This window comes from Pantoea sp. GM_Pan_3 (genome assembly GCF_026541045.1).
Classification (GTDB): domain Bacteria; phylum Pseudomonadota; class Gammaproteobacteria; order Enterobacterales; family Enterobacteriaceae; genus Pantoea; species Pantoea anthophila.
In genome coordinates, this window is sequence record NZ_JALNVA010000006.1 from 146,796 (window position 1) to 160,008 (window position 13,213).

General features: G+C 59.8%; 9 protein-coding genes. 6 read left to right on the forward strand and 3 right to left on the reverse strand.

Going from position 1 to position 13,213, the window contains the following annotated elements; genetic code table 11:
* The first annotated feature begins 83 nt into the window (after nt 1-83).
* The 6 genes from glgB (at nt 84) to OXR04_RS17290 (ending at nt 10,648) form a co-directional block, all read left to right on the forward strand.
* On the forward strand, nt 84-2,267 hold the full coding sequence (glgB, locus tag OXR04_RS17265) for a 1,4-alpha-glucan branching enzyme (protein ID WP_009087753.1): 2,184 nt from the start codon (nt 84-86) through the stop codon (nt 2,265-2,267).
* Nucleotides 2,264-4,246, forward strand: a complete 1,983-nt coding sequence (glgX, locus tag OXR04_RS17270) for a glycogen debranching protein GlgX (RefSeq protein ID WP_267372191.1) — start codon at nt 2,264-2,266, stop codon at nt 4,244-4,246. The genes glgB and glgX overlap by 4 nt, the downstream gene beginning before the upstream one ends.
* 10 nt (nt 4,247-4,256) lie before the next feature.
* On the forward strand, nt 4,257-5,549 hold the full coding sequence (gene glgC, locus OXR04_RS17275) for a glucose-1-phosphate adenylyltransferase (RefSeq protein WP_009087751.1): 1,293 nt from the start codon (nt 4,257-4,259) through the stop codon (nt 5,547-5,549).
* A gap of 63 nt (nt 5,550-5,612) precedes the next feature.
* Nucleotides 5,613-7,046 (forward strand): glycogen synthase GlgA, encoded by a 1,434-nt coding sequence (glgA, locus tag OXR04_RS17280; RefSeq protein WP_009087749.1) that lies wholly within the window; start codon nt 5,613-5,615, stop codon nt 7,044-7,046.
* A gap of 19 nt (nt 7,047-7,065) precedes the next feature.
* Entirely contained in the window at nt 7,066-9,513 is a 2,448-nt protein-coding gene (gene glgP, locus OXR04_RS17285) for a glycogen phosphorylase (RefSeq protein ID WP_009087747.1), read from the forward strand.
* A gap of 199 nt (nt 9,514-9,712) precedes the next feature.
* A complete protein-coding gene (locus OXR04_RS17290; RefSeq protein WP_009087744.1) occupies nt 9,713-10,648 on the forward strand; it encodes a LysR family transcriptional regulator in 936 nt (311 codons plus the stop codon).
* On the opposite strand, the gene mdcH is transcribed toward OXR04_RS17290, so the two are convergent.
* Genes mdcH through OXR04_RS17305 form a run of 3 tightly spaced genes read right to left on the reverse strand, consistent with a single transcriptional unit; the run spans nt 10,629 to nt 13,106 of the window.
* On the reverse strand, nt 10,629-11,531 hold the full coding sequence (gene mdcH, locus OXR04_RS17295; RefSeq protein WP_009087742.1) for a malonate decarboxylase subunit epsilon: 903 nt from the start codon (nt 11,529-11,531) through the stop codon (nt 10,629-10,631). The genes OXR04_RS17290 and mdcH overlap by 20 nt on opposite strands.
* Entirely contained in the window at nt 11,528-12,145 is a 618-nt protein-coding gene (locus tag OXR04_RS17300) for a malonate decarboxylase holo-ACP synthase (protein ID WP_009087740.1), read from the reverse strand. The genes mdcH and OXR04_RS17300 overlap by 4 nt, the downstream gene beginning before the upstream one ends.
* Nucleotide 12,146: 1 nt before the next feature.
* On the reverse strand, nt 12,147-13,106 hold the full coding sequence (locus OXR04_RS17305; RefSeq protein WP_111207871.1) for an AEC family transporter: 960 nt from the start codon (nt 13,104-13,106) through the stop codon (nt 12,147-12,149).
* Nucleotides 13,107-13,213: the final 107 nt, after the last annotated feature.

Consider the following 13,213-nt stretch of genomic DNA (forward strand, 5'->3'; position numbering starts at 1 on the left):
GGCTCAATGAAGAGCAGCGCAGATGACGCGCGACAGGCCGTGTCGCGAGCATCTCGGCTGCCAGTTATCACAGGAAGAAAGTCATGTCAGAGCTTCCCGATCGCGAGGCGATCAATGCCCTGTTTGCGGGTAATTATGCCGATCCTTTTTCGTTACTAGGGATGCACCGAACGCCACAAGGCCTTGAAGTCAGGGCGTTGCTCCCCGAAGCGCTTGAGGTGTGGGTCATTGAGACCTCTACCGGGCGCAAGCTGGCTCAACTGGCGTGTGAAGACGCACGCGGCTTCTTCAGCGGCGTGATCCCCCGCCGCAAAAATCCGTTCCGCTATCAGCTGGCGGTGAACTGGCACGGCCAGCAAAACCTGGTCGACGATGCCTATCGCTTTGGCCCGCTGCTGCAGGAGATGGATCTGTGGCTGCTGGCGGAAGGCACCCACCTGCGTCCGTATGAAACCCTGGGCGCGCATGGTGACGTGATTGATGGCGTGACCGGCACCCGCTTCTGCGTCTGGGCGCCTAACGCCCGTCGTGTTTCCGTCGTCGGCGATTTCAATTTCTGGGATGGCCGCCGTCACCCGATGCGTCTGCGCCAGGAGCTGGGCATCTGGGAGCTGTTTGTGCCGGGTGCGGTCAACGGTCAGCTCTACAAATATGAAATCATCGACGCCAATGGCGATCTGCGTATCAAAGCGGACCCTTACGCCTTCGAAGCGCAGATGCGCCCGGAAAGCGCGTCGATGATCTGCGGCCTGCCTGCGCCCGTTGAGATGAAAGCGGAGCGCAAGGCCGCCAACGGTTTCGATGCGCCGATCTCCATCTATGAAGTGCATCTGGGCTCCTGGCGTCGTCATACCGACAACAATTTCTGGCTGAGCTACAAAGAGCTGGCTGAACAGCTGGTGCCCTACGTCAAAGAGATGGGCTTTACCCATATCGAACTGCTGCCGATTAACGAACATCCGTTTGACGGCAGCTGGGGCTATCAGCCGCTGGGCATGTATGCACCGACTCGCCGTTTCGGAACCCGTGACGACTTCCGCGCCTTTATCGACAGCGCCCATGCTGCCGGCCTCAACGTCCTGCTCGACTGGGTACCGGGTCACTTCCCCAATGATGACTTCGGGCTGGCGCGCTTTGACGGCACCGAGCTCTATGAGCACAGCGATCCGCGAGAAGGCTACCATCAGGACTGGAACACCCTGATCTACAACTTTGGCCGCCGGGAAGTGAGTAACTACCTGTCGGGCAATGCGCTCTACTGGACAGAACGCTTTGGCATCGATGGCCTGCGCGTGGATGCCGTCGCCTCCATGATCTACCGCGACTACAGCCGCGTCGAAGGGCAGTGGGTGCCGAATCAGTATGGTGGCCGCGAGAACCTTGAGGCGATTGAGTTCCTGCAACATACCAACCGCACGCTCGGTACCGTGGCGTCCGGCGCGGTCACGATGGCGGAAGAGTCGACGGACTACCCTGGCGTAACGCGTCCGACAGAGGGCGGCGGGCTGGGCTTCTGGTTCAAATGGAACCTGGGCTGGATGCACGACACGCTCGACTACATGCAGGTCGATCCTATTTACCGCAAGCATCATCACAACCTGATGAGCTTCGGCATGATGTACAACTACACCGAAAACTTTGTGCTGCCGCTGTCGCACGACGAAGTGGTGCACGGCAAGCGCTCCATTCTCGACCGCATGCCGGGCGATGCCTGGCAGAAGTTCGCCAATCTGCGCGCCTATTACGGCTGGATGTGGGGCTTCCCTGGCAAGAAACTGCTGTTTATGGGCAACGAGTTTGCTCAGGGCCGCGAGTGGAACCACGATGTCAGCCTGGACTGGCATCTGCTGGAAGGCGGCGATAACTGGCATCACGGCGTGCAGCGTCTGGTGCGCGATCTCAACCACACCTATCAGTACTACACGCCGCTGCATCAGCTCGACTTTGATCCGGCAGGTTTTGAGTGGCTGGTGGTCAACGATGCGGAACATTCGGTCTTCGCCTTTGTACGTCGTGACCGCGAAGGTAACGAAATCATCGTCGTCAGTAACTTTACGCCGGTGCCGCGTCCGGGCTACCGCTTTGGGGTCAATCAGCCTGGCACCTGGCGCGAAGTGCTGAACACCGACCAGCATGAGTATCACGGCAGTGATGTGCGCAATCACCGGGTACATACCGATGAGCAGGAGAGTCACGGACGACCGCAGTCGCTGAGCCTCAATCTGCCACCGCTGGCAACGGTATGGCTGGTGCGGGAGGGGGAATGACCATTACTGCCGGGGATCCCGAACCGCTGGGTGCCAGTTACGATGGCAAAGGCGTCAATTTCACCCTGTTTTCTCAGCATGCCGGGCGCGTCGAGCTCTGCCTGTTTGATGACGAGGGGCGTGAACAGCGTCTTGATCTGCCTGGCCGCAGCGGGGATATCTGGCATGGTTATGTTCCGGCGCTGAAGCCGGGGCAGCGTTATGGCTACCGGGTGCATGGCCCCTGGGCGCCGCAGCAGGGACACCGCTTTAATCCGGCGAAGCTGCTGGTCGATCCCTGCGCCCGCGCGGTTGAGGGCGACGTCCCGGATGACCCGCTGTTTCAGGGCGGCGAGGCGCAGCCCGATCCGCATGACAACGCGGCCATCGCGCCGAAGTCACGGGTGGTGGCGGAAGATTTCGACTGGCAGGACGATGTCGCCCCGCGCACGCCGTGGGGTAACACGGTGATTTACGAAGCGCACGTTCGCGGGCTGACGAAGCAGCATCCGGAAATTCCGGAAACGCTGCGCGGGACTTACGCGGCGCTGGGTCATCCTGTTATGGTGAACTACCTGCGCGATCTGGGCATTACGGCGCTGGAACTGCTGCCGGTGGCCCATTTTGCCAGCGAGCCGCGCCTGCTCCAGCTCGGCCTGAGTAACTACTGGGGCTACAACCCCTTTGCGCTCTGGGCGGTCGATCCGCGTTACGCCTCTGGTCAGCCAGGCGTCACGCCGCTGCAGGAGTTTCAGCAGGCGGTAAAAAACCTGCACGCTGCCGGTATCGAAGTGCTGCTGGATGTGGTGTTCAACCACACCGCCGAACTGGATGAGATTGGCCCGACGATCTCGATGCGCGGCATCGACAACGCCAGCTACTACTGGCTGGATGAGCAGGGCGGCTATCAGAACTGGACCGGCTGCGGCAATACGCTGAATATCCACCATCCGCAGGTGATGGCGTGGACCCTGGAGGCGCTGCGCTACTGGGTGCGGGTCTGTCACGTTGATGGCTTTCGCTTTGACCTTGCGCCGGTGCTGGGCCGCACGCCCGATTACCGGCGTGATGCCCCTTTTTTCGATGCAATACGCGCCTGTCCGCTGCTCTCTCAGGTCAAGCTGATTGCGGAACCCTGGGATATCGGCCCTGACGGCTATCAGGTTGGCCGTTTTCCGCCACCCTTTGCCGAATGGAACGATCAGTTTCGCGACACCGCGCGTCGCTACTGGCTGCATGGCGCAATGAGCAACGGCGAGTTTGTCCGTCGCTTTGCCGCCTCCAGCGATCTCTACCAGCACGACGACCGGCCGCCCCACGCCACGGTTAACCTGATCACCGCGCATGACGGCTTTACGCTGTGGGATGTGGTGAGCTTCGAACGCAAACACAACGAAGCCAACGGGGAAGATAACCGCGACGGTCACGGCGATAACTACAGCCACAATCACGGCAAAGAGGGGCTGAACGTCAGTTTTGACGTCACGGAACGTCGCCGCCGTAGCGTGCGGGCACTGCTCACCACGCTGCTGCTGTCACAGGGCACGCCGATGCTGCTGGCGGGCGATGAGCGTGGCCACACGCAGCGCGGCAATAATAATGCTTACTGTCAGGACAACGCCCTCAGCTGGCTTGACTGGCAGGCGGATGAGAAGGGATTGGTCGGATTCACCGCCGCACTGATTCGTCTGCGCCAGCGCATTCCGGCGCTGACCGCGGATCGCTGGTGGCAGGAGGGTGATGGCAATGTGCAGTGGCTCAATGCCGGTGGCCAGCCACTGCAGCACGATGAATGGGCACAGGGGCTGCACAGATTGCAGATCCTGCTGTCTGGCCGCTGGTTAATAACAATAAACGCCACGGATACGGTGAATGACATCGTGTTACCAGACGGAGAATGGCGTGCCCTTCCTCCTTTCGCCGGGGACGACAACCCCATCCTGCTAACTGTCTGGCATGGTCCCGCACACGGTGTGTGCGTGTTCCAAAAGCAATCATAAGGAGTCAGACATGGTTAAGTTAGATAGAACAGAACACCTGATGCTGGCCCGCCAGCTCCCTACACAGACGGTTGCTCTGATCCTCGCCGGCGGACGCGGCACGCGGCTGGTCGATTTAACGGCTAAACGTGCCAAACCGGCGGTGCATTTCGGCGGCAAGTTCCGCATTATCGACTTTGCCCTCTCCAACTGCGTCAACTCCGGTATCCGGCGGATTGGCGTCATTACACAGTATCAGTCCCATACCCTGACTCAGCATATCCAGCGTGGCTGGTCGATCTTCAATGAAGAGATGAATGAGTTTGTCGATTTGCTGCCAGCGCAGCAGCGCTTTTCGACCGAACAGTGGTATCGCGGCACGGCCGATGCCGTGACGCAGAACCTTGATGTGATTCGCCGCTATCAGGCGCAGTACATCGTGATCCTTGCCGGGGACCACATTTATAAGATGGATTATTCACGCATGCTGCTGGACCACGTGGTGAACGAGGCGAAATGTACCATCGCCTGTTTACCGGTACCGGTGCATGAAGCCACGGCGTTTGGCGTGATGGCGGTGAATGAGGAGAACATGGTGATCGACTTCGTGGAGAAACCCGCGAAACCGCCCACCATGCCAGGTGATGACACGCAGTCGCTCGCCAGCATGGGGATCTACGTCTTCAACGCGGATTATCTCTATGAACTGCTGGAAGCGGATCTGCAGACGCCAGGCTCTAACCACGACTTCGGCAAAGATATCCTGCCGAAAGTGGTGGCAAGCGGCGAAGGCTATGCGCACTCCTTTGCGCTCTCATGCGTCCAGAACGATGACAACGCGCCGCCTTACTGGCGCGACGTCGGGACGCTGGAAGCTTACTGGCGCGCCAATCTCGATCTGGCCTCGGTGATGCCTGAGCTGGATATGTATGACGTCACCTGGCCTATCCGTACCCACATGGAGCCGCTGCCCCCCGCGAAATTTGTTCAGGATCGTTCCGGCAGTCACGGGATGACGATGAACTCGCTGGTGTCGGGCGGCTGCATTATCTCCGGTTCGGTCGTGGTCAACTCGGTGCTGTTCCCCCGGGTTCGGGTTAACTCGTTTTGCAATATTGATTCAACCGTTCTGCTGCCGGATGTGGTGGTGGGTCGCTCGTGTCGTCTGCGCCGCTGCGTGATTGATCGCGCCTGTGAGTTACCGGAAGGCATGGTGATTGGTGAAAATCCGGATGAAGACAGTCGCCGGTTTCACCGTTCGGATGAAGGGATCGTACTGGTCACCCGCGCCATGCTGGCCAGGCTGGCCAAAGCGGGGCTGTAAGCGATAAGCGGAACTTACGCAATCGGCACGCGGAGCGTGCCGGATAACTTAATGAGGTCGAGGATGCAGGTTTTACATGTCTGTTCAGAACTTTTCCCGCTGCTTAAAACGGGCGGACTGGCTGATGTAGTCGGGGCATTACCTCAGGCGCAGATTGCGGGCGGCACAGACACGCGGGTGCTGCTGCCAGCGTTTCCTGCATTGCGCAAAGGCATACCTGATCTCCAGATGGTGACAGAGCGAGAGACATTTGCCGGTCATATACGTCTGTTATATGGTGAATTTAACGGTGTGGGCATCTATCTGATCGATGCCCCTGACCTCTACGACCGTCCCGGTAGCCCTTATCATGACGAGTCGCAGTTTGCCTATGTCGATAACTACCTGCGCTTCGCGCTGCTGGGCTGGGTCGGCTGCGAACTGGCGTGCGGTATGGATTCGATGTGGCGTCCCGATATCGTCCATGCCCATGACTGGCACGCAGGCCTTACCTGCGCCTATCTGGAAGCGCGCGGCCGGCCGGCCAAATCGGTGTTTACCGTGCACAACCTGGCCTATCAGGGACTGTTCTCGGCGCACCACATGGATCAGATTGGCCTGCCGTGGTCGTTCTTTAACATGCATGGGCTGGAGTTTTACGGGCAGATCTCCTTCCTGAAGGCGGGACTCTTCTACGCCGATCACGTGACGGCGGTCAGCCCGACCTACGCCCATGAGATTACCTCTGCGGAGTTTGGTTACGGCATGGAAACGCTGCTGGCGCAGCGGATGCGGGAAGGGCGGCTGAGCGGGATCCTCAACGGTGTCGACCCGACCATCTGGGACCCGGCCCACGACCTGCTGCTCAGCGCGCGCTACAACCGCGACACGCTGGAAGCCAAAGCGGAAAACAAACGGCAGCTGCAGGTGGCGATGGGTCTGAAGGTTGATGACAAAGCGCCGGTGTTCTGCGTGATCAGCCGCCTGACCAAACAGAAAGGCCTGGACCTGGTGCTGGAGGCGCTCCCTGGCCTGCTGGCGCAGGGCGGTCAGCTGGTGCTGCTGGGACAGGGCGATGCCGAACTGCAGCAGGGCTTCCTGGCCGCGGCAGCAGAGCATCCGGGCAGCGTGGGTGTGCAGATTGGCTATCACGAGGCGTTTTCACACCGCATCGTCGGTGGTGCCGATGTGATCGTGGTGCCGAGCCGCTTTGAGCCCTGCGGCCTGACGCAGCTGTATGGCCTGAAATATGGCACGCTGCCGCTGGTGCGCCGTACCGGCGGACTGGCAGATACGGTTAACGACAGCTCACTGGAAAACCTGGCGGATGGGATTGCCAGTGGCTTCAGCTTTGAAGATGCTAACGCCTGGTCGCTGTTGCGGGCGATTCGCCGCGCGTTTGTGTTGTGGTCTCGCCCTTCACTGTGGCGTTATGTTCAGCGACAGGCGATGGGCATGGATTTCAGCTGGCAGGTGGCCGCACAAGCCTACCGCGATCTCTACCAGCGTCTGATGTAACGGATGGGGAAAACCGGATATGAATGCACCTTTCACTTACGCTTCACCCACGCTGACGGTTGATGCTTTAAAGCATTCGATTGCGTACAAACTGATGTTTACCATCGGCAAAGACCCCTCTATTGCCAACAAGCATGAGTGGCTGAACGCCGCACTGCTGGCGGTTCGCGATCGGATGGTGGAGCGCTGGCTGCGCTCCAGCCGCGCTCAGCTGTCGCAGGATGTGCGGCAGGTTTACTACCTGTCGATGGAGTTCCTGATGGGGCGCACTCTGGGGAATGCGCTGCTGGCGATGGGGATCTATGACGATCTCAACCAGGCCCTCGACGAGATGGGGCTGGATCTGGCCGAGCTGATGGAGGAGGAGAACGATCCGGGCCTGGGCAACGGCGGTCTGGGCCGTCTGGCGGCCTGTTTCCTCGATTCGCTGGCGACGCTGGGTATGCCGGGCCGCGGCTATGGCATCCGTTACGATTACGGCATGTTCAAACAGAACATTGTGGAAGGTGAGCAGAAAGAGTCGCCCGATTACTGGCTTGAGTATGGCAATCCGTGGGAATTTCAGCGATTCAACACCCGCTACAAGGTGCGTTTCGGCGGCCGTGTCCAGCACGAAGGGGCGAAAGTGCGCTGGCTGGAGACCGAAGAGATCCTGGCGATGGCCTATGACCAGATCATCCCGGGCTTCGACACCGACGCCACCAATACGCTGCGCCTCTGGGGCGCGCAGGCCAGTAACGAAATCAACCTCGGTAAGTTCAACCAGGGCGACTACTTTGCGGCGGTGGAAGATAAAAACCACTCCGAAAACGTCTCACGCGTCCTCTATCCCGATGACTCCACCTATTCCGGGCGCGAGTTGCGTCTGCGTCAGGAGTATTTCCTGGTATCCGCCACGGTGCAGGACATTCTGAATCGTCACTGGCGCATGCATCAGACCTGGGACAACCTGGCGGATAAGATCGCCATCCACCTGAATGACACGCACCCGGTGCTGGCAATCCCCGAACTGATGCGCCTGCTGATCGACGAGCATAAATTCAGCTGGGACAGCGCCTTTGACGTCTGCTGTCAGGTCTTCTCCTATACTAACCATACGCTGATGACCGAAGCGCTGGAGACCTGGCCGGTGGATATGATCGGCAAGATCCTGCCGCGTCATCTCAGCATTATTTTTGAAATTAACGACTTCTTCCTCAAGACGATTCAGGATCACTATCCTGACGATCTGGATCTGCTGTCGCGCATTTCGATCATCGACGAGAACGACGGTCGCCGGGTACGCATGGCCTGGCTGGCGGTGGTGGTCAGCCATAAAGTGAATGGCGTTTCAGAGCTGCACTCCAACCTGATGGTGCAGTCGCTATTTGCAGACTTCTCTCGCCTGTTCCCGGGCCGCTTCTGCAACAAAACCAACGGCGTCACTCCGCGTCGCTGGCTGGCGCTGGCTAACCCGGCGCTGTCAGAGGTGCTGGATGAGGAGATTGGCCGCAACTGGCGCACCGACCTCAGCCAGCTGGATGAGCTGAAAGCGCAGATCGACTACCCGGCGTTTATCGAGAAAGTGGCGATTGCCAAGCATCAGAACAAGCGCCGGCTGGCCGAGTGGGTGGCAAAAAACCTGGACGTGGTGCTCGACCCGAATGCGCTGTTTGATGTGCAGATCAAGCGTATTCACGAATACAAGCGTCAGCTGCTCAACGTGCTGCATGTGATCACCCGATACAACCGTATCAAGGCTGATCCGCAGGCGGACTGGGTGCCGCGCGTCAATATCTTTGCCGGTAAAGCGGCCTCCGCCTACTACGTTGCCAAACACATTATCCATCTGATCAACGATGTCGCCAACATCATCAACAACGATCCGCAGGTGAAGAACAAACTGAAAGTGGTCTTCATCCCGAACTACAGCGTGAGTCTGGCGCAGATCATCATTCCGGCCGCCGATCTCTCTGAGCAGATCTCGACCGCCGGAACGGAAGCGTCCGGCACCAGTAACATGAAGTTTGCCCTGAATGGCGCGCTGACGATCGGCACGCTGGATGGTGCCAACGTGGAGATGCTGGATCACGTCGGTGAAGAGAACATCTTCATCTTCGGCAATACCACGCCGCAGGTAGAAGCCCTGCGTCAGGGCGGCTACAACCCGCGTGACTATTACGAAGGCGATGAAGAGCTGCATCAGGTGCTGACGCAGATCGCGTCGGGCGTCTTCAGCCCGCAGGATCCGGGTCGCTACCGCAACCTGTTCGATTCGCTGGTGAACTTCGGCGACCACTACCAGTTACTGGCCGATTATCGCAGCTATGTGGATACCCAGGACAAGGTGGATGCGCTCTACCGTAAACCTGAAGAGTGGCAGCGCCGTGCGGCGAAAAATATCGCCGGCATGGGTTACTTCTCGTCTGACCGGACGATTCAGGAGTATGCCGATGAGATCTGGAACATTTCACCGATAAGGCTGTAAGGCGCGCGCCGTCCATTCATCTGCTCTGCGGCCGGGAAACCGGCCGCACTTTTTTCTGCCCGTTCCGCTCCTCCCTGACCTCCGCAGATTCCGCTTTCAGCCGCAGTAAATCATCCGGCTGCGAGCCAGATCATTACAGGCTGGCGGAGAATCGCTACTATGCGGAAAAGCAAAATGACCTTACAGGCAACGGCAGCCCATGAGTGACAATATCAATCAGGAAATTACCTTCCGGAAGCTCAGCGTCTTCATGATGTTTATGACGAAAGGCAATATCGCCCGCACGGCGGAAGCGCTGGAGCTGAGCAGCGTCAGCGTGCACCGCGCGCTGCACACGCTGGAAGAGGGCATCGACTGCCCGCTGTTTATCCACAAAGGGCGCAATCTGGTGCCGCTGCCCGCCGCCTGGACGCTGCTGGACTATTGTCGCGACGTCACGGCCCTGATGGGCAAAGGCATTGAGGAGGCCCGCAAAGTGGCGGGTATCGGTGGAGGACGGCTGCGGCTTGGCACACTCTACTCGCTGACGCTTGAAACCATTCCCCGGCTGATTATGGGCATGAAACTGCGCCGGCCGACGCTGGAGCTGGATCTGACCATGGGCTCTAACCAGATGCTGCTGAATATGCTGGAAGATGATGCGCTGGACGCGATCCTGATTGCCACCCATGAGGGCGAACTCAGCGAGGCCCGGTTTGATGTGATCCCGCTGTTCGAGGACACGATCTGTCTGGCGGCGCCGGCTGGCGAAACGGGCAGCGGCGACGCACCGGTCGATCTGCGTGACTATGCCGACCGCGATTTTGTCTCACTGGCCGAGGGATTTGCCACCTATGCCGGTTCGCAGGAGGCGTTTCAGATCGCGGGATTTGAACCACGCATGGTGACGAAGGTGAATGACATCTTCTCCATGATCAGTCTGGTGCAGGCGGGCGTCGGCCTGGCGCTGATCCCGGGAAGGATGCGGAAAGTCTATGAAAACAATATCCAGCTGCTGACGCTCGCAGCGCCTTACCAGATGCGGCAGCAGGTTGCGATTGTCTATTCGCATCGCCGCGAACGCGACAATGACCTGCTGGCCCTGGCGGCAGAAGGGCGCATGTATGCCCGTAACCTTACCGTTCCAGCCGTTTAGCCAGATGACCTGCCACATCGACGCCGTTTCGTTCCAGGCTGATTGCATCGCCCTGCCAGCCCGCCTGCAGGGTCAGGCCGGTCAGCACATTGCCTGGCGGCATCTCAATCGCCAGACGGGCATCGCGCTGGTTAGCCGAGACCATGGTGTCATACCACTGCACGGTCCGTGCCATATTGAACGCCAGATCCTCCGCGATCTTCTCCGGGTCGTGGATCACCCGTGCGGTTGAGCCGCTGAGGTAAGCACAATCGGGACGGGAGAGGCGCACGGATTCAAACGCACGCGCCAGTTCTGCCGCCGGTTTGTCCAGCAGCGCGCAGTGCGACGGCACGCTTACCGCCAGTCTGATCGCCTTACTGGCGCCTGCCTCCAGCGCCTTTTGCGCCACCCTCGCCATATCCTCATCACGACCGGCAATCACTATCTGCGTTTCGGCATTGAGATTGGCAATGTAAGTGTGGCTGCCAGGCAGCAGCGTTTCCAGATGCGTCAGCGTCAGGCCGGTGATCGCCGTCAGGCCATATCCCTGCGGATAAGCCTGCTCCATCAGGTCGCCGCGCAATGCCACCAGCCGCAGGGCGTCGCTGAAATCGAGCGCACCTGACACCACTGCCGCCGGAAATGCGCCAATCGACAGACCGCTGACGATATCCGGCTTCACCCCGCGACGTATCAGTTCGCGCGCCCAGGCGACCCCACTGATCAGCAGGCTGAGCTGGACGGCGCGGGTGTGCTGCAGCGCGTCGTCGCTGTCGAGCCTGTCAGTCTCGTCGCCCAGTACCGCCCGCACGCGGGCTAACAGCGCCTCGCCGTCAGGCAGATGCTGCAGCATGCCAGCTCGCTGGGTGCCCTGGCCGGGAAAGGTAAAGAGTATTTTCATGAGGTTTCTCTGCTCCAGGGTGAAGCGGTCAGCAGGGGGCCGGTGTCGGTTTTCAGCAGCACCTGTTCCTCGCGCAGCCACTCGTTGAGGGCAAACGCACCGGCAGGCGTTTCCACCTGGGTATCCACCCGGCACGCCAGCGCGTCGGTCTGATTCTGCCACCGTTGCAGCGCAGCCCGGTCCAGAGGGTGCGGGGCGCGGATCACCAGATCGAGATCGCTGGCGGCGTGCAGCGTGGGCTGCTGCGTCGCCAGCGCATAACCGGTGCTGCCGGTGATCCCCCAGCGCCACGGCCACTCCGCCTCACTCAGCACGATCGCCGCGCGAACCGGGGCAAAGGCGCTGAAAGGGGAAGCCTGCAGCAGGGGACGATCGGCCAGCCTCTCCGGCGTTATCACCCGAACAATATCGTCCGGATGAACCCATCCGGCGGCACGCTGCTCCCGCCGTTCACCGCGCACTCCAATCGGGATCAGGCCGGATTCGCGATGATCGCGCCGCACCACCACCGGCAGGCCGGGATGCCAGAACGTCCCGACCCAGCACGCTGAGATCGTGGCTAATGCGCTGCGGTCACGCAGCCAGAGCAGATCGTGGGGGCAGGGCGCGGTCATATTACATTCCTGATGTCAGCGTAATGAACAGGGGCAACGACAGAATAGAGAGCACCGAACTTAACAGCAGCACGGCTTCAGCATCGGGCGACTGAACGCCAAAGCGGTTGCCGAACACCACACCAAAGAAACCGGCCGACAGCGCAATCATCAGGATCGCGGTGATCGCCACTGAGCCGTTCAGCCCCAGCGCCAGCACCAGACCCCAGGCAATCACGGGCTGAATCAGCAGTTTCGCCACCGTGCCGACGCCCACGACGGCGTTGAGTTTCAGCTGACGGGCAGAAAGGATCACACCGGTCAGGAACAGCGCCGCCGCGGTGGCGGCCAGGCCCAGCGGCTTAATAGCTGAAAGCACCAGCTCCGGCATTCTGACGCCCAGCGCAGAAAGCACCACGCCCAGCAGCGGACCCCAGACGATCGGTTTTTTAACGGAGCGCCACATGAGCACCGGCAGCATGGTCAGCGTCGACCCCACATTCTCACCCGCACTGCGCGCTTTTTCCCGCTCCAGAATCAGCAGGCAGAAGGGCGTCATCAGCACCGAACCGCAGGCAATAGAGACAGCGACCGAGAGCGAGGTGGATGAGCCTTCGCCCAGCACGCTGCCCAGAATCGGCAGGCCCAGCGCCGCGTAATTGGGTAAGGCGACGGTCAGCGTCAGCACCGCCGCATCCTGTGGCGACTTTTTAAATACGCCGGTGGCCAGGAAATAGATCGCCGCATAGGTGATCCACATCGCCCCGGTCAGGACCACAATCAGCGGCGACTGCGCCACAATCCCCGCCCAGGGTGTCTGCACCGTGGCGCTGAACAGCGCGGCGGGCAGCGCAAAATCCATCACGAAAATATTCAGCAGCGAAACGTCTTTGTTATTGACCATTCCGCACTTACCGGCCCAGAAACCCAGCAGCATAATGACAAAAATAGGCGCAAGGGCATGCACAATTATATAAATCATAAATCACCTGTTATTAAGAAAGAATTTTCCAAAAAACAGCGATGTTTATAATTCTGAACACGGCCACTGCGCCGGGGCGCTGTGACACGCCCCGTCAGACCGGATTC

Bases quoted from the DNA above. Each gene is read 5' to 3' on its own strand.
- glgB (WP_009087753.1), top strand. From the start codon at position 84: ATGTCAGAGCTTCCCGATCGCGAGGCGATCAATGCCCTGTTTGCGGGT.
- glgX (WP_267372191.1), top strand. From the start codon at position 2,264: ATGACCATTACTGCCGGGGATCCCGAACCGCTGGGTGCCAGTTACGAT.
- glgC (WP_009087751.1), top strand. From the start codon at position 4,257: ATGGTTAAGTTAGATAGAACAGAACACCTGATGCTGGCCCGCCAGCTC.
- glgA (WP_009087749.1), top strand. From the start codon at position 5,613: ATGCAGGTTTTACATGTCTGTTCAGAACTTTTCCCGCTGCTTAAAACG.
- glgP (WP_009087747.1), top strand. From the start codon at position 7,066: ATGAATGCACCTTTCACTTACGCTTCACCCACGCTGACGGTTGATGCT.
- OXR04_RS17290 (WP_009087744.1), top strand. From the start codon at position 9,713: ATGAGTGACAATATCAATCAGGAAATTACCTTCCGGAAGCTCAGCGTC.
- mdcH (WP_009087742.1), bottom strand. From the start codon at position 11,531: ATGAAAATACTCTTTACCTTTCCCGGCCAGGGCACCCAGCGAGCTGGC.
- OXR04_RS17300 (WP_009087740.1), bottom strand. From the start codon at position 12,145: ATGACCGCGCCCTGCCCCCACGATCTGCTCTGGCTGCGTGACCGCAGC.
- OXR04_RS17305 (WP_111207871.1), bottom strand. From the start codon at position 13,106: ATGATTTATATAATTGTGCATGCCCTTGCGCCTATTTTTGTCATTATG.